At 72.2% G+C, this 22,414-nt stretch carries 21 protein-coding genes; 5 read left to right on the top strand and 16 right to left on the bottom strand.

Annotated features, from left to right (window positions below; translation table 11 throughout):
- Positions 1-205: 205 nt before the first annotated feature.
- The 4 genes from AMK33_RS07585 to hrcA form a co-directional block, all read right to left on the bottom strand.
- A complete protein-coding gene (locus tag AMK33_RS07585) occupies positions 206-946 on the bottom strand; it encodes a 16S rRNA (uracil(1498)-N(3))-methyltransferase (RefSeq protein ID WP_073931945.1) in 741 nt (246 codons plus the stop codon).
- Positions 943-2,016: a nitronate monooxygenase gene (locus tag AMK33_RS07580; protein ID WP_073931944.1), complete on the bottom strand. Its 1,074-nt coding sequence runs from the start codon at positions 2,014-2,016 to the stop codon at positions 943-945. Before AMK33_RS07580 ends, AMK33_RS07585 begins: the two co-directional genes overlap by 4 nt.
- A gap of 238 nt (positions 2,017-2,254) precedes the next feature.
- Positions 2,255-3,391 (bottom strand): molecular chaperone DnaJ, encoded by a 1,137-nt coding sequence (dnaJ, locus tag AMK33_RS07575; RefSeq protein ID WP_073931943.1) that lies wholly within the window; start codon positions 3,389-3,391, stop codon positions 2,255-2,257.
- A complete protein-coding gene (gene hrcA / locus AMK33_RS07570; RefSeq protein WP_030858250.1) occupies positions 3,391-4,407 on the bottom strand; it encodes a heat-inducible transcriptional repressor HrcA in 1,017 nt (338 codons plus the stop codon). The genes dnaJ and hrcA overlap by 1 nt, the downstream gene beginning before the upstream one ends.
- 170 nt (positions 4,408-4,577) lie before the next feature.
- Between hrcA and AMK33_RS07565 the strand changes: the two genes are divergently transcribed.
- Positions 4,578-5,312, top strand: a complete 735-nt coding sequence (locus tag AMK33_RS07565) for an MBL fold metallo-hydrolase (RefSeq protein ID WP_073931942.1) — start codon at positions 4,578-4,580, stop codon at positions 5,310-5,312.
- Between the two features lie 34 nt (positions 5,313-5,346).
- Positions 5,347-6,147: a DUF3097 domain-containing protein gene (locus AMK33_RS07560; protein WP_073931941.1), complete on the top strand. Its 801-nt coding sequence runs from the start codon at positions 5,347-5,349 to the stop codon at positions 6,145-6,147.
- Between the two features lie 157 nt (positions 6,148-6,304).
- On the opposite strand, the gene hemW is transcribed toward AMK33_RS07560, so the two are convergent.
- The 4 genes from hemW to lepA form a co-directional block, all read right to left on the bottom strand.
- Positions 6,305-7,537: a radical SAM family heme chaperone HemW gene (hemW, locus tag AMK33_RS07555; protein WP_073932086.1), complete on the bottom strand. Its 1,233-nt coding sequence runs from the start codon at positions 7,535-7,537 to the stop codon at positions 6,305-6,307.
- 27 nt (positions 7,538-7,564) lie between these two features.
- Positions 7,565-9,790, bottom strand: a complete 2,226-nt coding sequence (locus AMK33_RS07550; protein WP_079194774.1) for an ATP-binding SpoIIE family protein phosphatase — start codon at positions 9,788-9,790, stop codon at positions 7,565-7,567.
- A gap of 245 nt (positions 9,791-10,035) precedes the next feature.
- Positions 10,036-11,910 (bottom strand): AMP-dependent synthetase/ligase, encoded by a 1,875-nt coding sequence (locus tag AMK33_RS07545; RefSeq protein WP_073931940.1) that lies wholly within the window; start codon positions 11,908-11,910, stop codon positions 10,036-10,038.
- A gap of 280 nt (positions 11,911-12,190) precedes the next feature.
- Entirely contained in the window at positions 12,191-14,059 is a 1,869-nt protein-coding gene (lepA, locus tag AMK33_RS07540; protein ID WP_073931939.1) for a translation elongation factor 4, read from the bottom strand.
- A gap of 242 nt (positions 14,060-14,301) precedes the next feature.
- On the opposite strand from lepA, the gene rpsT reads away from it, so the two are divergent.
- On the top strand, positions 14,302-14,568 hold the full coding sequence (gene rpsT / locus AMK33_RS07530) for a 30S ribosomal protein S20 (protein WP_073931938.1): 267 nt from the start codon (positions 14,302-14,304) through the stop codon (positions 14,566-14,568).
- A 181-nt stretch (positions 14,569-14,749) separates the two neighbouring features.
- Here rpsT and AMK33_RS07525 read toward each other — a convergent pair whose 3' ends face one another.
- From AMK33_RS07525 to AMK33_RS07510, 4 genes are all read right to left on the bottom strand, one after another.
- The gene (locus tag AMK33_RS07525) at positions 14,750-15,145 is read right to left on the bottom strand and encodes a nuclear transport factor 2 family protein (RefSeq protein WP_073931937.1); all 396 of its coding nucleotides are present in this window, start codon (positions 15,143-15,145) and stop codon (positions 14,750-14,752) included.
- 102 nt (positions 15,146-15,247) lie between these two features.
- On the bottom strand, positions 15,248-16,225 hold the full coding sequence (holA, locus tag AMK33_RS07520) for a DNA polymerase III subunit delta (RefSeq protein ID WP_201262973.1): 978 nt from the start codon (positions 16,223-16,225) through the stop codon (positions 15,248-15,250).
- An 84-nt stretch (positions 16,226-16,309) separates the two neighbouring features.
- Positions 16,310-16,555, bottom strand: coding sequence for a hypothetical protein (locus tag AMK33_RS07515; protein WP_073932082.1), 246 nt, complete (start codon positions 16,553-16,555; stop codon positions 16,310-16,312).
- A gap of 73 nt (positions 16,556-16,628) precedes the next feature.
- On the bottom strand, positions 16,629-17,468 hold the full coding sequence (locus AMK33_RS07510) for an arylamine N-acetyltransferase family protein (RefSeq protein ID WP_073932081.1): 840 nt from the start codon (positions 17,466-17,468) through the stop codon (positions 16,629-16,631).
- A gap of 108 nt (positions 17,469-17,576) precedes the next feature.
- Here AMK33_RS07510 and AMK33_RS07505 point away from each other — a divergent pair, with 108 nt between their 5' ends.
- Together AMK33_RS07505 and AMK33_RS07500 are read left to right on the top strand one after the other, a co-directional pair.
- A complete protein-coding gene (locus tag AMK33_RS07505) occupies positions 17,577-18,986 on the top strand; it encodes an aminotransferase-like domain-containing protein (RefSeq protein WP_073931936.1) in 1,410 nt (469 codons plus the stop codon).
- 79 nt (positions 18,987-19,065) lie between these two features.
- Complete coding sequence (locus AMK33_RS07500; protein ID WP_073931935.1) at positions 19,066-19,905, top strand: alpha/beta fold hydrolase; 840 nt, start codon at positions 19,066-19,068, stop codon at positions 19,903-19,905.
- A 16-nt stretch (positions 19,906-19,921) separates the two neighbouring features.
- Here the strand turns inward: AMK33_RS07500 and AMK33_RS45145 are convergent, their stop codons facing one another.
- The 4 genes from AMK33_RS45145 to AMK33_RS07480 form a co-directional block, all read right to left on the bottom strand.
- A complete protein-coding gene (locus AMK33_RS45145; protein WP_073931934.1) occupies positions 19,922-20,299 on the bottom strand; it encodes a class I SAM-dependent methyltransferase in 378 nt (125 codons plus the stop codon).
- Complete coding sequence (locus tag AMK33_RS07490; RefSeq protein ID WP_079194773.1) at positions 20,296-20,676, bottom strand: DUF6415 family natural product biosynthesis protein; 381 nt, start codon at positions 20,674-20,676, stop codon at positions 20,296-20,298. Before AMK33_RS07490 ends, AMK33_RS45145 begins: the two co-directional genes overlap by 4 nt.
- Entirely contained in the window at positions 20,673-20,897 is a 225-nt protein-coding gene (locus AMK33_RS07485; RefSeq protein WP_073931933.1) for a hypothetical protein, read from the bottom strand. Before AMK33_RS07485 ends, AMK33_RS07490 begins: the two co-directional genes overlap by 4 nt.
- 123 nt (positions 20,898-21,020) lie before the next feature.
- On the bottom strand, positions 21,021-22,271 hold the full coding sequence (locus AMK33_RS07480) for a helix-turn-helix transcriptional regulator (RefSeq protein WP_073931932.1): 1,251 nt from the start codon (positions 22,269-22,271) through the stop codon (positions 21,021-21,023).
- Between the last annotated feature and the right edge of the window lie 143 nt (positions 22,272-22,414).

The raw sequence follows: 22,414 nt of genomic DNA, 5'->3' as shown, positions 1-22,414 counted from the left end.
CGGGGCGGTAGGGCGCATATGGTCACTTGTCTCTTCGCCCCCGCCGCCCCTACCCGCCCCATCCCGGGGGCGCTGCCCCCGGAACCCCCGCTCCTCAAACGCCGGAGGGGCTGACCTCCAGCCCCTCCGGCGTTTGAGGAGCGGGGTCTGGGGCGGAGCCCCAGGTTCGGGACGGGAAGGGGCGGCGGGGGCGAAAACCCTCAGGTCAGGACCAACGCCCCGTACGCCCGAGCAGCAGCGCCGCCGCGGCCGTACCGGCCGTGGACGTACGCAACACACTCCGCCCCAGCCGATAGGCCCGCGCACCGGCCGCCTCGAAGAGGGCCAACTCCTCCGGGGAGACACCACCCTCGGGCCCGACGACCAGAACAATGTCACCGGAGGTGGGAAGTTCGGCGGTCGCCAGGAATTCCGTACCGCTCTCATGCAGCACAGCCGCGAACTCCGCTTCGGCGAGAAGTGAGGCAACCTGCTTACTCGTCGCCGCGTCCGCCACCCGCGGAAACCGCACCCGACGCGACTGCTTCCCCGCCTCCCGCGCCGTCGCCCGCCACTTGCCGAGGGACTTCAGCCCGCGCTCCCCCTTCCACTGCGTGATGCAACGCGCCGCCGCCCACGGCACGACCACGTCGACGCCGACCTCGGTCATCGTCTCCACGGCCACCTCGCCCCGGTCCCCCTTGGGCAGGGCCTGCACGACGGTGAGCCGGGGCAACTCCTCGGGCTCCTCCACGACTTCACCGAGCCGCACGATCAGCCGGTCCTTGCCCTCGGCGGCATCCACCTCGCCCTCGGCCCAGCGGCCGGCCCCGTCGGTGAGGACGACGCCCTCGCCGGCCCGCAGCCGCTTCACGGAGACGGCGTGCCGTCCCTCGGGTCCGTCGAGCACGTAGCGGCCGGAGCCGTCCGTGTCGAAGTGGTCGACGACGAACACCGGCGCGGTCATCGGGCACCTCCCGCCGACAACGCCGTCCGGGCGGTGGCCAGTTCGGCGGCCAGCACCTCCACCAGTTGCCCGGCGGGCAGCTCGCGGGCCATCCGGTGCCCCTGCCCCGCCCACAACGCCAGGCCCTGCGCGTCGCCGGCCTTTGCGGCGGCCTTGCGCAGGGGCGCGGTGAGGTGGTGGACGTCCGGGTAGGCGGCGGGCGCGTACGGGCCGTGCTCGCGCAGGAAACGGTTGACCAGGGCGCGGGCCGGGCGGCCGGAGAAGGCGCGGGTCAGCTCGGTGCGGGCGTACAGGGGGTCGGTGAGGGCCCGCTTGTGCAGGGCGTGCGCGCCGGACTCGTGGGCGGCGACGAAGGCCGTGCCGAGCTGGGCCGCGGCGGCACCGGCCGCGAGGACGGCGGCGATCTGGCCGCCGCGCATGATGCCGCCGGCGGCGACGACCGGGATGCCGACCGACTCCCGGACCTGGGCGACGAGGGAGAGCAGTCCGACGCCGGAGCCGTCCGTCTCCGGGACGTCGCGGTGGGTGCCCTGGTGGCCGCCGGCCTCCACGCCCTGTGCGATCACCGCGTCCGCGCCGGCCCGTTCCACGGCCCGGGCCTCCTCCGCGGTCGTGGCGGTGACCAGCGTGAACGTACCGACGCGGCGCAGGGAGTCCAGGACCTCGCGGGCCGGCACACCGAAGTGGAACGACACCACCGGCACCGGGTTGTCCAGCAGCACGGCGAGTTTGGCGTCGTAGCCGTCGTCGCGGCCGCTGTCGGGGTCGCCGAGCTGGGTCTCGTACCAGGAGGCCTCGCCGGCCAGCTGGTGGGCGTAGACGCCGACGGCGGCCGGGTCGGCCGTCTCCGGCTGCGGCAGGAAGAGGTTGACGCCGAAGGGCCGGGAGGTCAGTCCCCGTAGCTGCTTGATCTCCTGGTACATCCCGTCCGCGGTCTTGTACCCGGCGGCCAGGAAACCGAGCCCGCCCGCCTCGGACACGGCCGCGGCGAGCTGCGGCACGGCGACACCGCCCGCCATGGGTGCCTGCACGATCGGGTGCGGGCAGATATCGGTCAGTACGGAGGACATGACGGCATGTTGTCACGTCCCCCGACCAACACCGAATCTGCCCTTCCCCTTGGCATAAGCCACTTTTCGGCAGGGCGGCGGAGAGGGCGTCAGCGTCTGTTGAACACGTGCCTCAACGCCCGTTGAAAGCGTCCTTCAACCGCGAGAACAGCCCTTGCCGCCCCGGCTGACTGTGCCTGCCCGGGGGGGCGCCCCCGGGCCCCCGGCAGCAGACCACCGCCCGCCCGGCACCAGCCGGTCAGCGCCCGTTGAAGGCATCCTTCAGCCTGGAGAACAACCCTTGCTGACCCGGCTGGAACTGCCCCGTGGGCCGTTCCTCGCCCCGCAGCTTGGCCAGCTCCCGGAGCAGGCGTTCCTGTTCCGGGTCGAGCTTGGTCGGGGTCTGGACCTCGACGTGGACGATGAGGTCGCCCCGGCCGCCGCCGCGCAGGTGGGTGACGCCCCGGCCGTGGAGCGGGATCGACTGGCCGGACTGGGTGCCGGGCCGGATGTCGACCTCCTCCATGCCGTCCAGCGTCTCCAGCGGCACCTTCGTGCCGAGGGCCGCCGCGGTCATCGGGATGGTGACCGTGCAGTGCAGGTCGTCGCCGCGCCGCTGGAAGGTGGTGTGCGGGAGCTCGTGGATCTCGACGTACAGGTCGCCGGCGGGGCCGCCGCCGGGGCCGACCTCGCCCTCGCCCGCGAGCTGGATCCGGGTGCCGTTGTCGACACCGGCCGGGATCTTCACCGTGAGGGTGCGCCGGGAACGGATCCGGCCGTCGCCCGCGCACTCCGGGCACGGGGTGGGGACGACCGTGCCGAAGCCCTGGCACTGCGGGCAGGGGCGGGACGTCATGACCTGGCCCAGGAAGGACCGCGTGACCTGCGAGACCTCACCGCGGCCCCGGCACATGTCACAGGTCTGGGCCGTGGTGCCCGGAGCCGCGCCCTCGCCGCTGCACGTCGTGCAGACGACGGCCGTGTCGACCTGGATGTCCTTGGTCGTGCCGAACGCGGCCTCGTCGAGTTCGACGTCGATGCGGATCATCGCGTCCTGGCCCCGGCGGGTGCGCGAGCGCGGCCCGCGCTGCGACGCCGTACCGAAGAACGCGTCCATGATGTCGGAGAAGTTGCCGAAGCCACCGGCCCCGAAGCCGCCCGCGCCACCGCCGCCGGCCTGCGAGAGGGGGTCGCCGCCGAGGTCGTAGACCTGCTTCTTCTGCGGGTCCGACAGCACCTCGTAGGCGGCGTTGATCTCCTTGAACCGCTCCTGCGTCTTGGGATCAGGATTGACGTCCGGATGCAGCTCGCGGGCGAGCCGCCGGAAGGCCTTCTTGATCTCCTCCTGCGACGCGTCGCGGCGCACGCCGAGTACGGCGTAGTAGTCCGTGGCCACTACGACTCCGCCAGGATCTGTCCGACGTACCGTGCCACTGCGCGTACCGCTCCCATCGTTCCGGGGTAATCCATGCGGGTCGGTCCGACCACGCCGAGCTTGGCGAGAGCCTCGCCGCCCGAACCGTAGCCGACCGACACGACGGACGTGGAGTTGAGTCCCTCATGGGCGTTCTCATGACCGATACGGACGGTCACGCCCGGGTCCTTCGCCTCGCCGAGCAGCTTGAGGAGCACGACCTGCTCCTCCAGCGCCTCCAGGACGGGCCGGATCACGAGGGGGAAGTCATGTCCGAAGCGGGTGAGATTGGCGGTGCCGCCGATCATCAGCCGCTCCTCGTTCTCCTCGACGAGCGTCTCCAGGAGGGTGGAGAGCACCGTCGAGACCGTACCGCGGTCGTCCGCCTCGAAGGCCTCGGGGAGGTCCTCGACCAGGCTCGGCACATCGCTGAACCGGCGGCCGGCGACCCTGCTGTTGAGCCGCGCCCGCAGGTCCGCGAGCGACGACTCGCCGAACGGCGCCGGGCAGTCGACCATGCGCTGCTCGACCCGCCCGGTGTCCGTGATCAGCACCAGCATCAGCCGCGCGGGGGCGAGGGACAGCAGTTCCACGTGCCGCACCGTGGAGCGGGTCAGCGACGGGTACTGCACGACGGCGACCTGCCGGGTGAGCTGCGCGAGCAGCCGTACGGTCCTGGCCACCACGTCGTCGAGGTCGACGGCGCCCTCGAGGAAGTTCTGGATGGCCCGCCGCTCGGGCGGACTCATGGGCTTGACGCCGGCCAGCTTGTCGACGAACAGCCGGTAGCCCTTGTCGGTGGGGATGCGCCCGGCGCTGGTGTGCGGCTGGGCGATGAAGCCCTCGTCCTCCAGGGCCGCCATGTCGTTGCGCACGGTGGCCGGGGAAACGCCGAGGTTGTGCCGCTCCGTGAGGGCCTTGGAGCCGACGGGCTCCTCGGTGCCCACGTAGTCCTGGACGATGGCGCGCAGCACCTGGAGCCTGCGTTCACTGAGCATCGCGCACACCTCCAGAAGCCTTCCGCGCGGTACCTTCCCTGTCCGCCTGGCACTCTTCGCACGCGAGTGCCAGACTTCCCCGCCCAGTGTACGGCCGGGGGGTACGCACCGGGCAAGGCCGGTCCCCGCGCCGTCGCGCCGGACGGCGTCGTCCCCGATAGCGTCCCGTCATGACCGTGACTTGGGAAGAGTCGGGATGGGAGCAAGTGGCCGCCGGGGTGGGGCGGTGCCGGCTGCCGGGGTGGGACTGCACGGCGGGGCTCGTCGTGGGCGCGGAGGGCGTGCTGCTCGTCGACGCGGGCTCCGGGCTGGGCGAGGGCGCGCGGTTGCGGGCGGAGGCGCAGGCGCTCACCGGTCGCCGTGTGACGCATCTCGCGCTCACCCACCCCCACTTCGACCACATCCTCGGGGCGGGGGTGTTCGCGGGCGCGGAGGTGTTCGGCGCGGTGGGCATGGACACCGTACTGACGGGGCGCGGGCGTGAGGAGCTGCGCGCGGACGCGGTGCGGTGGGGGCTGGACGCGCGGGCGGCGGAGGAGGCCGTGGACGCGCTGGTGCCGCCGCGGCACGCGGTGTCCGGCGAGTGGACGCTCGACCTCGGCCCGGTCGGCGGCCGGCAGGTGCTGCTGGCGAACGTGGGCCCCGGGCACACCGCCCACGACCTCGCGGTCCTCGTCCCCGGCGACCCGGAGGTGGTCTTCTGCGGCGACCTGGTCGAGGAGTCGGGCGAACCGCAGGCCGGCCCCGACGCCGTACCGTCGCACTGGCCGGCCGCGCTGGACCGGCTCCTCGACCTGGGCGGCGAGGACGCGTTGTACGTCCCCGGTCACGGAGCGGTGGTGGACGCGGCGTTCGTACGGGCCCAGCGCGACGCCCTGGCGGCCCGTTTCGGCGTGTCGGACTGAACCCGGCGGGCGCGCTCCTCGTATCGTCATCAGAATGCGCCAGTACTCCGCCGATCTGACCCCTCCGTGGAAGAGACCGCAGCCGGTTCCCGAGGTCGCGGCCGAGCCCGGCCTGGTGGTGGAGGAGCCCGGCACCGGCTTCTGCGGCGCGGTGATCCGCTGCGAGGCGGGCACGGTGACGCTGGAGGACCGCTTCGGGAAGCACCGGGTGTTCCCGCTGGAGCCGCGGGGCTTCCTGCTGGAGGGGCGCGTGGTGACGCTGGTGCGGCCGGCCGCCGGTCCTCGGCGGCCCGCCCGTACGGCGTCCGGTTCCGTCGCCGTCCCCGGCGCGCGGGCGCGGGTGGCCCGCGCGGGGCGCATCTACGTCGAGGGGCGGCACGACGCGGAGCTGGTGGAGAAGGTGTGGGGCGACGATCTTCGCATCGAGGGGGTGGTCGTCGAGTACCTGGAGGGTGTCGACGACCTGCCGTCGATCGTCGAGTCCTTCGCGCCGGGTCCGGACGCGCGGCTGGGGGTCCTGGTGGACCACCTGGTCCCGGGCTCGAAGGAGTGGCGGATCGCCGAGTCGGTGACGAGTGAGCACGCGCTGGTGGTGGGTCACCCGTACATCGACGTCTGGGAGGCGGTGAAGCCGGCGTCGGTGGGGATCGAGGCGTGGCCGCGGGTGCCGCGGGGGCAGGACTGGAAGACGGGGGTGTGCGCGGCGCTGGGATGGCGGGTGGCGAACACCGGGGAGGCGTGGCAGCGGATCCTCGGCTCGGTGCGGTCGTACAAGGACCTGGAGCCGCAGCTCCTGGGCCGCGTGGAGGAACTGATCGACTTCGTCACGGCCTGATCTCCTCGCCCCCGCCGCCCTTACCCGTCCCATCCCGGGGGCGCTGCCCCCGGACCCCCGCTCCTCAAGAAAATCAGCCCCTCCGGCGTTTGAGGAGCGGGGTCTGGGGCGGAGCCCCGGGTTCGGGACGGGAAGGGGCGGCGGGGGCGCGGAAAGGTCAGTCGACCAGATCCCGCACCACCGCGTCGGCCAGCAACCGCCCCCGCAGGGTGAGGGCGGCACGGCCCTCCTCGTACGGGCCACGCTGAAGCAGCCCGTCCGTCAGGGCCCGGCGAGCGGCCGCAAGCCCCTCCTCACGGAGGAGCGAGAGAGGAACCCCCTCCTCGAGCCGAAGCTCCAGCAGGATCCGCTCCACCCGCCGGTCCTCGTCCGACAGCAGCTCCCGTCCCGCCCCCGGCGACCGCCCCTCCGCCAGCGCCGCCGCGTACGCGCCCGGGTGCTTGACGTTCCACCAGCGCACCCCGCCCACGTGGGAGTGGGCGCCGGGGCCCGCGCCCCACCAGTCGGCGCCGCGCCAGTACAGCTCGTTGTGCAGGCAGCGGCCGGCCTCCGACGTGGCCCAGTTCGACACCTCGTACCAGTCGAAACCCGCCCCCGACAGCATCTCCTCGGCGATCAGGTAGCGGTCCGCGTGGACGTCGTCGTCCGTCATCGGGACCTCGCCGCGACGGATGCGGCGGGCGAGCTGTGTGCCCTCCTCGACGATCAGCGCGTACGCCGAGACATGGTCGGGACCGGCGCCGATCGCCGCGTCCAGGGACGCCCGCCAGTCGTCGTCGGACTCCCCCGGCGTGCCGTAGATCAGATCGAGGTTGACGTGCTCGAAGCCCGCCGCGCGGGCCTCCGCGACGCATGCCTCGGGGCGGCCGGGGGTGTGCGTGCGGTCGAGGACCTTCAGTACGTGCCGCCGGGCGCTCTGCATGCCGAAGGAGATCCGGTTGAAGCCGCCCGCGCGGAGGGTCGCCAGGTAGGCCGGGTCGACCGACTCCGGGTTCGCCTCCGTCGTCACCTCGGCGTCCGCCGCCAGCCCGAACTCCTCCCGGATCGCCCCCAGCATCCGTACGAGATCGTCGGCGGCCAGCAGGGTCGGCGTACCGCCCCCGACGAAGACCGTACGGACCGGCCGCGGGTCGTCCCCCAGCACCTTCCGCGCCAGGCGGACCTCGTCGATCAGGGTCTCGGCGTAGTTGTCGCGGGAGGCCAGTACGCCGCCGCTGCCGCGCAGCTCGGTCGCGGTGTACGTGTTGAAGTCGCAGTAGCCGCAGCGGGTCGCGCAGTACGGGACGTGCAGGTAGAACCCGAGGGGGCGGTCGGCGGCCCCGGCGAGCGCGGACGCGGGCAGCGCGCCGTCGGCGGGGACGGGCTCGCCGTCGGGGAGTGCGGAAGGCATGTGCTCCATTGTCCCGCACCGGCCGTGTCATTCCGCTTGGAGCACCAGCAGGGCGAGATCGTCGGCGGGCGGCCGGGCCCCGAACTCGTGCACGAGCTGCGTGATCCGTTCCGCTATCAACTCGGCGTCCATCCCCGCGCACCCCGACAGGGCCATGGCGAGCCCGTCGCCGTCGTCGAACTGGCGGGAGCCGGAGCGCCGCTCGGTGACTCCGTCGGTGACGCAGAGCAGGGTGTCGCCGGAGTACATCTCGAAGGTCTCGCCGGCGTAGGTGGCGTCCTCGACGACCCCGAGCAGGGTCTGCGGCTGGGCGACCGTACGGACCGAGCCGTCGGGGGCGAGCAGCAGGGGCAGGGGGTGTCCGGCGGAGGCGAGGGTGCAGCGGACGCCGCCGTCGAAGGGGACGAGTTCGCCGTAGAGGAGGGAGAGGAAACGGGTCTGGGGGCCGTCGCCGGGGGCGGTCGGGCGGGCACCGGCGGCCACCAGTGCGCGGGCGGCGGCGTCGGCGGCCTCGGTGGCGTCGTCGAGGAGGAGCTGGTTGAGGCGGTCGAGGACGTCGGCGACGCGGTAGCCCTCGCGGGCGAGCAGGCGCAGCCAGGGCCGGGCGAGTCCGATGACGACGGCGGCTTCCGGTCCCTTGCCCTGGACGTCGCCGACGGCGAAGCACCAGCGGCCCTGGCCGGCCGGGAAGAGGTCGTAGAAGTCGCCGCTGGGTCCGCCCTTGTCGCAGGGTTCGTAGACGAGGGCGCTGCGCACGCCGGGGATCTCGGCGACGGCGCCGGGCAGCAGTCCGCGCTGCAGCACGGCGCTGATGGTGGCCTGACGGGAGTACTGCCGGGCGGCCCCGATGGCGAGGGCGACGCGCCGGCCGAGGTCCTCGACCAGCCCGGTGATCTCGTCGGGGAACCGGTCGATCCCGCCCCGCCCGATCACCAGCGTGCCGAGCGGACGCCCACCGGCGACGAGCCGGTAGGCGAGGGCGGTGCCGGGGGCACCGCCGGCGGAGACGTCGACCGCATCCGCAGACCTGCCGGCCCCCTGGCCCGGCCCGTCGAGCGTCTCGCCCGGCCCGCCACCGGACGACCCACCCGGCACCGCGACCGACCCACCCGGCCCCGTACGCCGCCCGTCGAACACATCTCCCGGTCCGGAGGCCGCGTCGGCTGGCCCGTAGACCGCGTCGCCCGGCCCGTCGAGCGCCCCGCCCGGCCACGGATAGGGCGCGGGTCCCGGGTGTAACGGGTCGCCGGGGTGGGGCGGGTTCTGTTCCAGGGCGCGGCTCAGGTCCTCGATGTGGCCTTCACTGGCGTGCCAGACGCGGGCGAGGCGGGAGCCGTCGGTCCGGCTCCCCTCGCTCCAGCCGCCGCCGTGGCCGGTGGTCTCGTCCTCCAGCCACACCGCGCACCAGTCGGCGAGCCGCGGCACGATCAGCTGGCCGGTGAGCGAGGTGACCAGGTCCTCGTCCAGTTGCCCGGCGAGCAGGTCGGAGGCCTCGGCGAGGAAGGACAGGGCGCCGCGCCCCAGCCAGGTCCCGTCCCGCCCGTGCCGGCGGGCGAGCCAGTCGTCGCCGTACGAGCCGCCGCGCCAGGTGTCACGGGCGGGACCGGGCGTCTCCCGGTGGCCGGGCGAGGTCCGGGAGACCAGCGTGTCCAGTGGACCGGGACCCTTCTGTTCCGTCCGGGGCGGTTCCGGCGCGAGGATCTCCGCCACCCGCAGATCCCGCGCCAGCGTGCGCTCCCCGGCGTACGCCTCGATCTGGTCGCCCGCCGCGCACCCCCCTGCGGCCAGGCGCGCCCACACCGTCTTCGTGCCCGGACGGTAGGTGATGCCCCAGGCCTCGGAGAGCGCGGCGACGAGGCGCAGGCCGCGCCCGTACTCGGGGGTGTCGTACGGCGACCCCTCCGGTTCGTTGCCGCGCGGCGCTCGGGAGGGGTGCTGGTCGGCTACCTCGACGACGAGCGCGCCGGTCTCCTCCTCCAGCCTGCACGCCACCCGCACCTCGGTACCGGCGTGCACGACGGCGTTGGTGACGAGTTCGCTGGCGATCAGCGTGGCGTCGTCGCCGACGCGGCCGGTGAGGTGTTCGGCGCCGGGCAGGACGAGTTCCGCCCACTCGGTGAGCGCCTTGCGCAGCAGGGCGCGCGCGGCGCCCGGTGCGAGGGGGCTCCCGGGCAGGGTCGCGTCCACCCACGCGCACTCCCGCGCGCCGGAGGCGCACGAGGCGGTCTCCCGTTGGGTCGGAATGGCCCCCATGGGCAGCTCCCCGGGCAGTTCGTACGAATAGAACCTCGATCGTTGCCGACAGGGTGACAGACCGGACCCGCCTATAAGCGCCGAGTCACCGAAGTGGACCGCCAAGGGTGAGAACAGCGTCAGGTGTGCGGTCAGGAACGAACAGGAATCCGTTCCCTTCCGGTCATCGTGAAAACGTGAGAAGAGGGGCGGGGTCCCGCGCCGCACCGGCCCGGGACCCCGCCCCCGCAGTCACGCCGTGATGGTCACGCCTCGCGCGCGCCCTCGTACATCTCCTCGATGAGGTGCTTGTACTCGCGCTCCACCACCGGGCGCTTCAGCTTCAGGCTCGGGGTGATCTCGCCGTGCTCGACGTCGAGGTCGCGGGGCAGGAGACGGAACTTCTTGATGGTCTGCCAGCGCTGCAGGCCCTCGTTGAGCTGCTTGACGTAGCCGTCGACCATCTCGACCGTGGCGGGCGCGGCGACGATGTCCGCGTACGCCTTGCCCTCCATGCCGTTCTCGGCCGCCCAGGCCGTGAGGGCGGCCTCGTCGAGGGCGATGAGGGCGGTGCAGTAGTTCCGGTCGGCGCCGTGGACGAGGATGTTGGAGACGTAGGGGCAGACCGCCTTGAACTGGCCCTCGACCTCGGCGGGGGCGATGTACTTGCCGCCGGAGGTCTTGATCAGGTCCTTCTTGCGGTCGGTGATGCGGAGGTAGCCGTCGGGCGAGAGCTCGCCGATGTCGCCGGTGTGGAACCAGCCGTCCTCCTCCAGGACCTCGGCGGTCTTCTCGGGCAGGTTGTGGTAGCCCTGCATGATGCCGGGGCCGCGCAGCAGGATCTCGCCGTCGTCGGCGATGCGCACCTCGGTGCCGGGCAGCGGCTTGCCGACGGTGCCGGTGCGGTAGGCCTCGCCGGGGTTGACGAAGGAGGCGGCGGAGGACTCGGTGAGGCCGTAGCCCTCCAGGATGTGGACGCCGGCGCCGGAGAAGAAGTAGCCGATCTCGGGGGCGAGGGCGGCGGAGCCGGAGACGCAGGCGCGCAGGTTGCCGCCGAAGGCCTCGCGGATCTTGGCGTAGACGAGCTTGTCGGCGATGTTGTGCTTCGCCGAGAGGCCGAAGGGCGCGCTCGCGGTGCCGGTGCGGCGGAAGTTGTCCTGGGTGACCTTGGCGTACTCGCGGGCGACCCCGGCGGCCCACTGGAAGATCTTGTACTTGGCGCCGCCGCCGGCCTTCGCCTTGGCGGCCACGCCGTTGTAGACCTTCTCGAAGATGCGGGGCACGGCCGCCATGTAGGTCGGCCGGACCACCGGAAGGTTCTCGATGATCTTGTCGACGCGGCCGTCGACGGCGGTGACGTGTCCGGCCTCGATCTGCCCGGAGATGAGCACCTTGCCGAAGACGTGGGCGAGCGGCAGCCACAGGTACTGCACGTCGTCGGCGCTGATCAGGCCGGTGGCGGGGATGGCCTTGGCCATGTACGACCAGCAGTCGTGCGGCAGGCGTACGCCCTTGGGGCGGCCGGTGGTGCCGGAGGTGTAGATCAGGGTGGCGAGCTGGTCCTTGGTGATCGCGGCGACGCGTTCCTTGATCAGCTCCGGTTCCTTCTGGAGCCGGGCGGCGCCGAGCTTCTCCAGGTCGGTGAGGGTGATCACGAAGTCGTCGGTGTCGGCGCCGGCCGGGTCGACGACCACGACGCGGGTGAGTTCGGGCAGCTCGGCGCGCTTCTCGACCGCCTTGGCCGCCTGCTCCGCGTTCTCCGCGACGAGTACCCGGCTCTGGGAGTCGGACAGGATGTAGGCGGACTCGTCGGCGTTGGTCTGCGGGTAGACCGTGGTGGTGGCGGCGCCGGCGCAGAGGATGCCGAGGTCGGCGAGGATCCACTCGACCCGGGTGGAGGAGGCGAGCGCGACCCGCTGCTCGGGCTCGACGCCCAGCTCGATCAGGCCGGCCGCGATGGCGTGGACCCGCTCGGCGGTGCCCGCCCAGGTGAGGGACTTCCAGTCGTCCGGGCCCTCGCCGGAGGCCGCCGGGACCGGGTAGCGGTAGGCCTCGGCGTCCGGTGTGGCCGCCACACGCTCCAGGAAGAGGGTCGCCACGCTCGGCGGACGGTTCTCGATCAGTGTCTGTGTGTCGCTCACGACATCCTCCGGGGCCCGCGACGGTGCGGCTGGCTCAGTGCGGCTGGGTTTCCTCGCGCGTTGTTTAACTGGCGAGTAACTATCGAGTGGGGATCAGAGTAAAGGCCGACCGGCGATGGCGTAAGGGCCTGCGGCCTGTCATTTCGTACAGAGGACTACCCGGCGAACGCGCAGGGCCCGCCACGCTTTCACGTGACGGGCCCCCGTTCCGCCCGGTTCGCGGAGTGACCCGCGGTAACCTCCGGGCGCTTACCGGCCGCTTCCCCGGTTACCGCCCCGGCTACTTCTTGCCCTTGGCCGATCCCGCGCTGTCGTCACTGGAGAGGACGGCGATGAAGGCCTCCTGCGGAACCTCCACGGAACCCACCATCTTCATCCGCTTCTTGCCTTCCTTCTGCTTCTCCAGCAGCTTCCGCTTACGGGAGATGTCACCGCCGTAGCACTTGGCGAGGACGTCCTTGCGGATGGCGCGGATGGTCTCGCGGGCGATGACGCGGGAGCCGATGGCGGCCTGCACCGGCACCTCGAAGGCCTGCCGCGGGATGAGCTCCTTGAGCTTGGCGACGAGCCGTACACCGTACGCGTACGCCTGGTCCTTGTGGGTGATCGCGGAGAACGCGTCCACCTTGTCGCCGTGCAGCAGGATGTCGACCTTGACCAGGCTGGAGGTCTGCTCGCCGGTGGGCTCGTAGTCCAGGGAGGCGTAGCCGCGGGTCTTGGACTTCAGCTGGTCGAAGAAGTCGAAGACGATCTCCGCGAGCGGGAGGGTGTAGCGGATCTCGACGCGGTCCTCGGAGAGGTAGTCCATGCCGAGCAGGACACCGCGCCGGGTCTGGCAGAGCTCCATGATCGAGCCGATGAACTCACTGGGCGCCAGGATGGTGGCGCGCACGACCGGCTCGTACACCTCGCCGATCTTCCCCTCGGGGAACTCGCTCGGGTTGGTGACGGTGTGCTCGCTGCCGTCCTCCATGACCACCCGGTAGACCACGTTCGGCGCGGTCGCGATCAGGTCGAGGCCGAACTCGCGCTCCAGGCGCTCGCGGATCACGTCGAGGTGCAGCAGGCCGAGGAAGCCGACGCGGAAACCGAAGCCGAGGGCGGCGGAGGTCTCCGGCTCGTAGACCAGGGCGGCGTCGTTGAGCTGGAGCTTGTCGAGGGCCTCGCGCAGCTCCGGGTAGTCCGAGCCGTCCAGGGGGTAGAGGCCCGAGAACACCATCGGCTTGGGGTCCTTGTAGCCGCCGAGCGCCTCCTCGGCGCCCTTGTGCTGGCTGGTGACGGTGTCACCGACCTTCGACTGGCGGACGTCCTTCACACCGGTGATGAGGTAGCCCACCTCGCCGACGCCGAGGCCGTCGGCGGGCAGCATCTCCGGGGAGTTGGTACCGATCTCCAGCAGCTCGTGCGTGGCGCCGGTGGACATCATCCGGATCCGCTCGCGCTTGTTGAGCTGGCCGTCGATGACACGGACGTACGTCACGACACCGCGGTAGGAGTCGTAGACCGAGTCGAAGATCATCGCGCGGGCGGGGGCGTCCTTGACGCCGACCGGGGCGGGGATCTCGGCGACCACCTTGTCCAGCAGCGCCTCGACGCCGAGACCGGTCTTCGCGGAGACCTTGAGCACGTCGTCGGGGTCGCAGCCGACCAGGTTCGCCAGCTCCTCGGCGAACTTCTCCGGCTGCGCGGCCGGCAGGTCGATCTTGTTCAGTACGGGGATGATCGTGAGGTCGTTCTCCATCGCCAGGTACAGGTTGGCGAGGGTCTGGGCCTCGATGCCCTGGGCGGCGTCGACCAGCAGGATCGTGCCCTCGCAGGCGGCGAGCGAGCGGGAGACCTCGTACGTGAAGTCGACGTGCCCCGGTGTGTCGATCATGTTGAGGATGTGCGTGTTGCCCTCGTCGTGGGAGGGGGCCCACGGCAGACGCACCGCCTGGGACTTGATCGTGATGCCGCGCTCGCGCTCGATGTCCATGCGGTCGAGGTACTGAGCGCGCATCTGCCGCTGCTCGACCACTCCGGTCAGCTGGAGCATCCGGTCGGCGAGCGTGGACTTGCCGTGGTCGATGTGCGCGATGATGCAGAAATTGCGGATCAGCGCCGGGTCGGTACGGCTCGGCTCGGGCACATGGCTAGGGATCGCGGGCACGCAGGGTCCTGATTCTTGAGGCGTCCGCATACGTGTGCTTGTGCGTCTGCGGTCTCGGGTCGGATCGATACGTAGCTTCCATGGTCCCACGGGTGGCGACCGGGGACGGGTTTGGGCCACTGAATGGGCCGCTGGTAGTGTGGGGGGCTGTGTCTCATGCCCTCTCAGCGCGAGGCACACCCCAAGAAATCACCGGTGCGGGCCCCGAGCGGTCCCGTGCCAGAACCTGTAGAGGCTCATTCGTGGCGAACATCAAGTCCCAGATCAAGCGGAACAAGACCAACGAGAAGGCCCGGCTGCGCAACAAGGCCGTCAAGTCCTCTCTGAAGACCGCGATCCGCAAGGCCCGCGAGGCCGCCGCCGCGGGTGACGTCGAGAAGGCCACCGAGTACCAGCGCGTCGCCGCGCGTCAGCTCGACAAGGCCGTCTCCAAGGGCGTCATCCACAAGAACCAGGCCGCCAACAAGAAGTCGGCGCTGGCTCAGAAGGTCGCGGCCGTCAAGGGCTGAACCACCCTTTTGATCTGACCGTCGGCGGGACCCCGGGCGGGCCCTCTCTCATCCGCCCCCGGCCGGCACCCCGAGCTCGTACGCGGCCTGCGTTCGCCACGCGGGTACGGGCTCACACGCTTCAACCGAAGGCCCCGCCCCACGCCCTTCCCCGGGTGGTGGGCGGGGCCTTCGGCCGTGTCTAGGCCCAGAAGTCGTTCATCGCGTCGATGTCGGCGACGCACTCGTCGAGGTCCGTCATCCTGTCCCCGACGATCCGGAAGACGATGCATCCGTCCACGTCCAGGTGCCTGCCCTTGCGGTCCGCCGTGAGGTGGTGCAGGGACACGGCGTGCCCCCGGCCGTCGACGAGGATCTGCCGCAGCTCGACGGTGAACGTCCCGTCGGTCTCCGTACCGAGTCGCCGGTACATGTCGAGGATCTCGTCCCGGCCCTTGAAGTCACCGGCCAGCACACCGGTCCCCGGCACATGATGTGTGGCGTCCGCCGCCAGCATTCCGCGCAGGGCCTCCATGTCCCCGCCGATGAAGGCCTCGTAGCCCTTTCGGACCAGCTGTGCGTTCGGATGTTCAGCCATCGCGCTCGCCACCTCTCCACACCTGAGCGGCCTACGGCTGACACATCCGATTCTCCTCCTCGGGGACCGAGGGGCGACTCGATCACCGCCCGTGCGTACGGGCTACGCCCGTCCCCGCGAGCGGGCCGCGCGGGCGATCGTGACGACCGCCTTCTCCAGGGCGTACTCCGGGTCGTCCCCGCCGCCCTTCACACCCGCGTCCGCCTCGGCGACCGCGCGCAGCGCGACGGCCACGCCGTCCGGGGTCCAGCCGCGCATCTGCTGCCGCACCTGGTTGATCTTCCAGGGCGGCATGCCGAGATCGGCGGGGCGTGCGCCCGGCGACGACTGGAGCTTGCCGATCGCCCGTACGCCCTGGGCCAGCGCGCTGACGATCTTCACCGGCGGTTCTCCGGTGGCGATCGACCAACGCAGCGCCTCCAGGGCCTCCACGACCCGGCCCTCGACGGCCCGATCCGCAATGGTGAAGTTCGACGCCTCTGACCGCCCGGAGTAATACCGCCCGACGGTCGCCTCGTCGATCGTCCCCTCGATGTCGGCAACGAGCTGGGAAACGGCCGAAGCCAGCTCCCGCAGATCACTGCCCAGAGCGTCCACGAGCGCCTGGCACGCCTCCGGGGTGGCCGATCTCCCGGCGGTGCGGAACTCTCCCCGCACGAAGGCCAGCCGGTCCGTGGCTTTCGTCATCTTCGGGCACGCCACCTCCCGCGCCCCCGCCTTGCGCGCCGCGTCGAGCAGCCCCTTGCCCTTGGCGCCGCCCGCGTGCAGCAGGACGAGCGTGATCTCCTCGGCCGGCGAGCCGAGGTACGCCTTCACGTCCTTGACGGTGTCGGCGGACAGGTCCTGCGCATTGCGTACGACGACGACCTTGCGCTCCGCGAAGAGCGACGGGCTGGTCAGCTCGGCGAGGGTGCCGGGCTGGAGCTGGTCCGGTGTCAGGTCGCGTACGTCCGTGTCGGAGTCGGCGGCCCTCGCGGCGGCCACCACCTCCCGCACGGCACGGTCGAGCAGCAGGTCCTCCTGGCCCACGGCGAGCGTCACCGGGGCGAGAAGGTCGTCGGATGCGGTCTTCCTGGCCATCGCGACAAGCATCCCACGCGCCACTGACACCGCCGCCCGGTCGGCGGTCACCGGGCTACGACTCCTCGGCCGGCGGCTGCCGGGCTACGGCTCCTCCCGCCAGCCGTCCCACTCGGCCACGAACTCGTTCAGCTCCCCGGGGTCCAGCCGGGCCGAGGCGTCCCGCAGGACGACGAGCCACTGCGCGTCCTCCGCGTCGTCCTCCCCCGCCAGGGCGTCCCGCACCAGCCGGGGCTCCTCGTCCACGCCGAACCGTTCCCCGAGGGCCTCGGCCACCTCCTCCGCGGCATCACGGTCGGGCAGCACCAGCACATGTCGCACATCACTCACACGGGCCATTGTCCGGTACCGGGGTCAGCCGCCCGTCCCGGTACCGGGTCGGCCACCCGTCCCAGTGCCGGGGTCAGCCGCCCGTCCCCGTGCCGCGCACCGTCGGCACCGTGTCCAGCGCGATCCCGAACCGGTCCCGGTAGAGCGCGAGCACCTCCTCGTCCGTCCCGGTCTCGTGCTCCTGTCGCGTGCCGTCCGGCGCGGTGACCGTGAACCGCCGGCCGCTGAGCGTGATCCTGCCCCCGTCCGGGGTGATCCGCGAGCACACCGGCGACCGCGTGAAGTGGGAGGCCGGTGAGGTGCTGTGCCACCACGCCCCGGCCGTGAAGTCGGCGAGCGCCCTCGGCCGGACCTCCAGGCGGTACACCGGCCGCCCGTTCCGGCTCACGTCCAGGTCCGCCGCCTCCACCCTGTCGTACCCGCCGCGCACCCCGGCCGCGTCGGCGCCCGCCTCGGCGATCCGGAACGTGCCCCCGGGATCCTCCTGCTCCCCGCGCTCCCCGAAGGCGAGCGGCAGGTGGAAGTGGGCGCCGAAGCCGACGTCGGCCAGCCAGTCGCCGCCGTCCACCGTCCGTACCCGCAGCGCGAGATGGTCGTACGGGATGCCGAGCCGGCCCCCGTCGCCGTACACCCGCGCCGCGAGCAGCTGGACGTCGTAACCGAGGGCGGCGAGCAACGCCCCGAAGACGCCGTTGAGTTCGTAGCAGAACCCGCCCCGCCGCGCCTCCACCACCTTGTCCAGCAGCCGCTTCCCGTCCAGCACGATCTCCTCGCCGAGATGGATGGACAGGTTCTCGAACGGCACGGTCTCCAGATGCCGCAGGTGCAGCTCGCGCAGCGCGTCCACGGTGGGCCAGGCGGGCTGTTCGACGCCCAGGCGACGCAGGTAGGCGTCGACTTCCGCGGTGTTCATGTCCCCGGTCATGCCCTCAGTGTCGCGCCACCCACGACTCCTTGCCCCCTGTTCCCGCCGGTGGTGCGGGTACGCTCTCCGGTCCCCGAGTGGCGGAGGAACCAGCCCGTGCACGACTACCAGCGGATCGCCGACCGGATCGCCGCCGACATTCTGAGCGGCCGGCTCAAGCCCGGGCAGCGGCTGCCCCCGCAGCGGTCCTTCGCGCGCCGACGCGGGATCGCCGCGTCGACGGCCGGCCGCGTCTACGCCGAACTCGTCCGGCGCGGGCTGGTGGTGGGCGAGGTCGGCCGCGGCACGTTCGTGCGCGCCGCGCCCGTGCCGTCCGGCCGGGCACTCGCCGAACCCGCCACCACCGCGCCGGTCAATCTGGAGCTCAACTACCCGACGGCGCCGGACCAGGCCGCCCTCCTCGCGCCCGCCCTGGCACCGCTGCTGCGTCCGGACGTACTGTCCGAGGCGACCCGTACCGCTCCGGCCGCCGGCACGCCGGCCGCTCGCGAGGCGGCCGGCGGGCTGCTGGCGACGGCCGGGTGGCGGCCCTCCCCCGGTCAGGTCCTCTTCAGCGGCAACGCCCGCCAGGCGATCGCCGGCGCCTTGGCCGCGCTGGTCCGGCCGGGCGGCCGGGTGGGGATCGACGCCCTGACCTATCCCCTGGTCAAGGAGATCGCGGCCCGGCTCGGCGTCACCCTGGTCCCGCTCGCCGGTGACGCCGACGGCATCCGTCCCGACTCCGTCGCCGCGGCCCACCGCACGGCGCCGCTCTCCGCGCTGTACCTGCAGCCGACCCTGCACAATCCGACGTCGGCGACCATGCCGGAGACCCGTCGTCGCCGGCTCGCCGCGGACCTGCGTCCATGGGGTCTGCCGGTCATCGAGGACCGCATCTGGTCCTTCCTCTCGGACGGCACCGAGCCCTTCGCGGCCTTCGCCCCCGAACTCACCTACGTGGTCGACGGGTTGTCCAAACGGGTCGCGCCGGGCCTCACCGTCGGCTTCCTCGTCGTACCCGAGGGACGGACCGGGCAGGCGGGCGAGGCGCTGCGCTCCGGCGGCTGGACGGCGGGGCGTTTCGCGCTCGAAGCGGCCCTGCGGTGGATGACGGACGGGACCGTCGACCGGCTGACGACGGCCAAGCGCGCCGACGCCTCGCGACGCCAGCGGCTGGTCACCGAGCACCTGCGGGGTTTCGCCGTCCAGGCCGATCCTCGGACGTACTACGCGTGGTGGCGCCTGCCCGCGCCGTGGCGGGCGGACACCTTCACCGCGGCCGCGGCCGCCCGCGGCATCGCGGTGACACCCGGACCGTCCTTCGCGGTGCCGGCCGGGCCGTCCTTCGCGGTGCCGGCGACCGGGCCCGCGCCGGCCCGGTCGCCGGACCCCGCCACGTCCGGCGCCGCCGACTGCGTCAGGCTCGGGCTGGCGTCGGCTCCGCTGGAGGCGCTGGAGCAGGCCCTGCGGACGCTCGCCTCCCTCGCGCACGGCACACCGCAAGGGATCACGGACCTCCCGTCCTGAGTCCGGTCACGGCATCACATTGCACCGAGGGCAATGTTTTGATTGCACCGAGTAGTGGCGCGCTTCTAGGGTCGGCCGCATGGCATCCCGTCTCGCACACCGGGCCGAGGGGAACGCCGGCGCATCCGCGCTGCCCCTCGTCCTCGTCCACGGCCACCCCTTCGACCACACCATGTGGGCCCCGCAGATCGCCGCCTTCTCGCCCGGGCGCCGGGTGATCGCGCCCGACCTGCGCGGCTACGGCGCGTCGCCCGTCACCCCGGGCGTCACGGCGCTGTCCGTGTTCGCGGACGACATCGAGGAACTGCTCGACTCCCTGGACGTGGAGGGGTGCGTCCTCGGCGGACTGTCGATGGGCGGGCAGATCGTCATGGAGTGCTACGCCCGGTTCCCGGAGCGCGTCCGCGGTCTGCTGCTCGCGGACACCTTCGCCGCACCCGAGACCCCGGAAGGGCACCGGGCCCGCAACGACATGGCGGACCGGCTGCTGCGCGAGGGCATGCGGGGCTACGCCGACGAGGTGCTGTACAAGATGGTCGCGCCCCACGCGCCCCCGGCCGTCGCGGCGCACGTCCACCGCATGATGACCGGCACCGACCCGCGGGGCGCCGCGGCGGCCCTGCGCGGCCGTGCCGAGCGGCCCGACTACCGCCCGCTGCTGAGCAGGGTCACGGTGCCCGCGCTGGTCGTCGTCGGCGCCGAGGACGAGTACACCCCCGTCAGCGACGCCGAGTCGCTGCACGCCCTCCTCCCCGACTCCACCCTCGTCGTCGTCGACGGAGCGGCCCACCTGCCCAACCTGGAACGCCCCGACGCGTTCGACGCGGCCCTGGCGGACTTCCTGCGGCGACTCGACACAGCGGCCGGCCGAACGAACCCGTCGGACCGGCCGGGCGGAAGGAGCGCACGCCCGTCGTGACCGCCGCCTCTGGTCATCACACTCGGCCCGGGTCGGTGAACCAGGCGGCCCCGAAGATGGAGTACACCGCGTCGTACCGGGCATCGTCGGCGGCGAGCCACTTGAGCACCTCGCCGTGCTCGATCCGGACACCGAGCGGCGCCCAGCGCTCACCGGCCAACTGCACCATGCGCGGCGACAGGTCCACGCCGGTGGGCTTGACGCCCTGCTGCGCGAGGCGGGCGAGGGCGCGTTCCGCGACCGGGTCCGGGCCGGCCTGGTCGATGTGCGCGCGGTGCGCGTGGATGTCCCAGCCGGGCCCCGAGTTCCCTTCCTCGTGCCCGAGGTGGACGGCGTCGTCCGGGTCCTCGATCGGCTCGCGGCAGGCCCGGCACACGGGCACGGGCGCGTTCACCGGGTGGTCCCGTTCAGCGTCTCGTAGTGGTCGCACAGGGCGTTGAGGGCGCGGGCCAGACGCCGGGCGTAGCCGGCGGCGCCGCCATATCGGGGGGGGGACGGCTGCGTCTCCAGCCTGCTGCGGGCCTCCCATACGCACCCGAGCGCGGTGTAGCGGTGGACGCTGTCCGGCTCCAGCTTCCGGGCCGCCGCCTCCACCTCGGGGACCAGCAGCTCAAGGTGACCGCGCACGAGGACGGTCAGCGTCTGAAGCTCGTCACCGGTCGGCGGCAGGGCTTCGGGGACGGCGTCGGGGTCCAGCAGCCGGTTCACGACCTCGCGCATCGTGGTGAGGCCGACCGGCGTGGTCTGCGTGTCCGGGCGGGTGGCGTTCACCGGACCACCGCCTGGCGGGCGCGGCAGCGGGGGCACCGGCAGGGCGGGAATCCGAAGGAGCCGGGGGCGAGCGCGGCCGGGTCCTCCCCGAACCCGACGACGACCAGCTCGCCGCGGTCCTCGACGACGGTCCCCTGCGCGTTCACGGTGTAGACCTGGATCGTCATCTTGACGCCGGTCCCCAGGGTGACGCCGGGCTTCGGTGGGGTTGTAGCGTTCATGGTGTTGACGCTCCTCAGCAGCGTTGGCCACGCCCCGGGACCGTTCGCGCGGTCGCCGGGGTCCTGGCTTAAGACCGTAGGAGCGCCGCCACTCAACCGCCGACCGTAATCCGGTCGCTACGCTCAGGCAGCGAGAATTCCGATACGTGATGCCAGGTCAGCGGCACGACGCCGACGCGCGGCCTGAGTTGACTCCACCTCCTCCAAGAGGATCACGCGGGCGTAGCCGTTGTAGCGGATCGTCTCGGGAGCGGCCTCAAAAGCTTTCTCCAGCGACGCGAGAGCCGTGTCCAGTTGGTTGTCCAGCCGGTAGCCGCGGGCCTCTTCGATGCGGTGCCGGGCCCGGCGCGGGCGGGACTTGATAACGCTCCGGTCGGCCCGCGCGGCCTGCCGTACGGACTCGCCGCCCTGATGAAGCTCCACCGCCACCGTGACGGCGTGCGCGCCCATGACGGCCCGGCTGAAACTGGTGACCGGGTGGTAGTAGTCGGCAGAAAGCCGCTTGGCCATGTCGTTGGCCTGGTCCCAGTGCCGCCACGCCGTTCCGGTCTCCCGGCGGCGGGCCGCGGTGTAGCCGAGCTCGAACTCCAGCGCGCCAGCGATGGCGAGTACGTCTTCGTCGGCGTCGGAGAGCAAGGGCTTGAGGTAGGCCACGGCTTCACGGTTCACAGCGTCGGCGGCTTCGAAGTGGCGCGGCCCACTGTCGCGGTGGGCTTGTGCGAGCAGCCAGGAGGCGACACCGATGGCGTGCGGGTCCTCGCTCTCCTGCGCGGCGACCATGCCTCGCTCTGCGACCCGCCACAGCAGGGAGCTGTCCGGCTGGTAGGCGATGAAGAACTGGCTCAGGCTGTAGACCTCTGCAAGCAGCGCCTGCGCCCGGCGGCGGTCCGACGCTGAGTCGGCGTGCCGGACAAGAGCCTGCGCGTCCCGGATCAGGTCCGGCAGCAGCTTGCCGAGCACCTCACGGTGGTTCTTCGAGGCGTGCCGCTCCCGCCAGGCCGCATGCAAGCGTGCTTCCAGGTGCGCGACCGGTGGAGGCTCCACACTGTCGGCGAGCGGGAAGGAGTCGACGGCGGCCTTCACCGCGGCCAGGCGCGGATGCCCGGGCCCGACGAACAGGTCAACGTTCCCGTCCGGCCTGCCAGTCAGGTCCGCCAGGTCGCGCACCCGCAGCGCTTCAGCGATGCGCATCACCATGTCAAGCCCCGGCGCCTTCTGCTGCCCGTTCTCGATCTTCCGTAGAGTGTGCGGCGAGATACCGACAAGGTCGGCCATCTGCGCCTGCGTCATGCCGCGCCGTTCACGAAGGATCTGCACTCGCTGCCCGAACCTCAGCGGGTCGGCGTACGGATCCGGGGTAGCGTCTGAAGACATCACGGCCTTGCCCCTCCCAGCAGCTTCGTCACTGCCAGAGTAGGGGGCGAGGCCGGTCCTGGGTGAGCACCTTGTGCGGCTCCCCTCTTCTGCGCATGACGAGAGGTCCCCCGCCGCCCGAAGGAGGCGGGAGCCTGTAGGCG

The organism is Streptomyces sp. CB02400 (genome assembly GCF_001905725.1).
In the GTDB taxonomy this organism is placed as follows: Bacteria; Actinomycetota; Actinomycetes; order Streptomycetales; family Streptomycetaceae; genus Streptomyces; species Streptomyces atrovirens.
The sequence above is the reverse complement of the archived record's forward strand: the minus strand, read 5'-3'. Positions and strand labels throughout refer to the sequence as shown.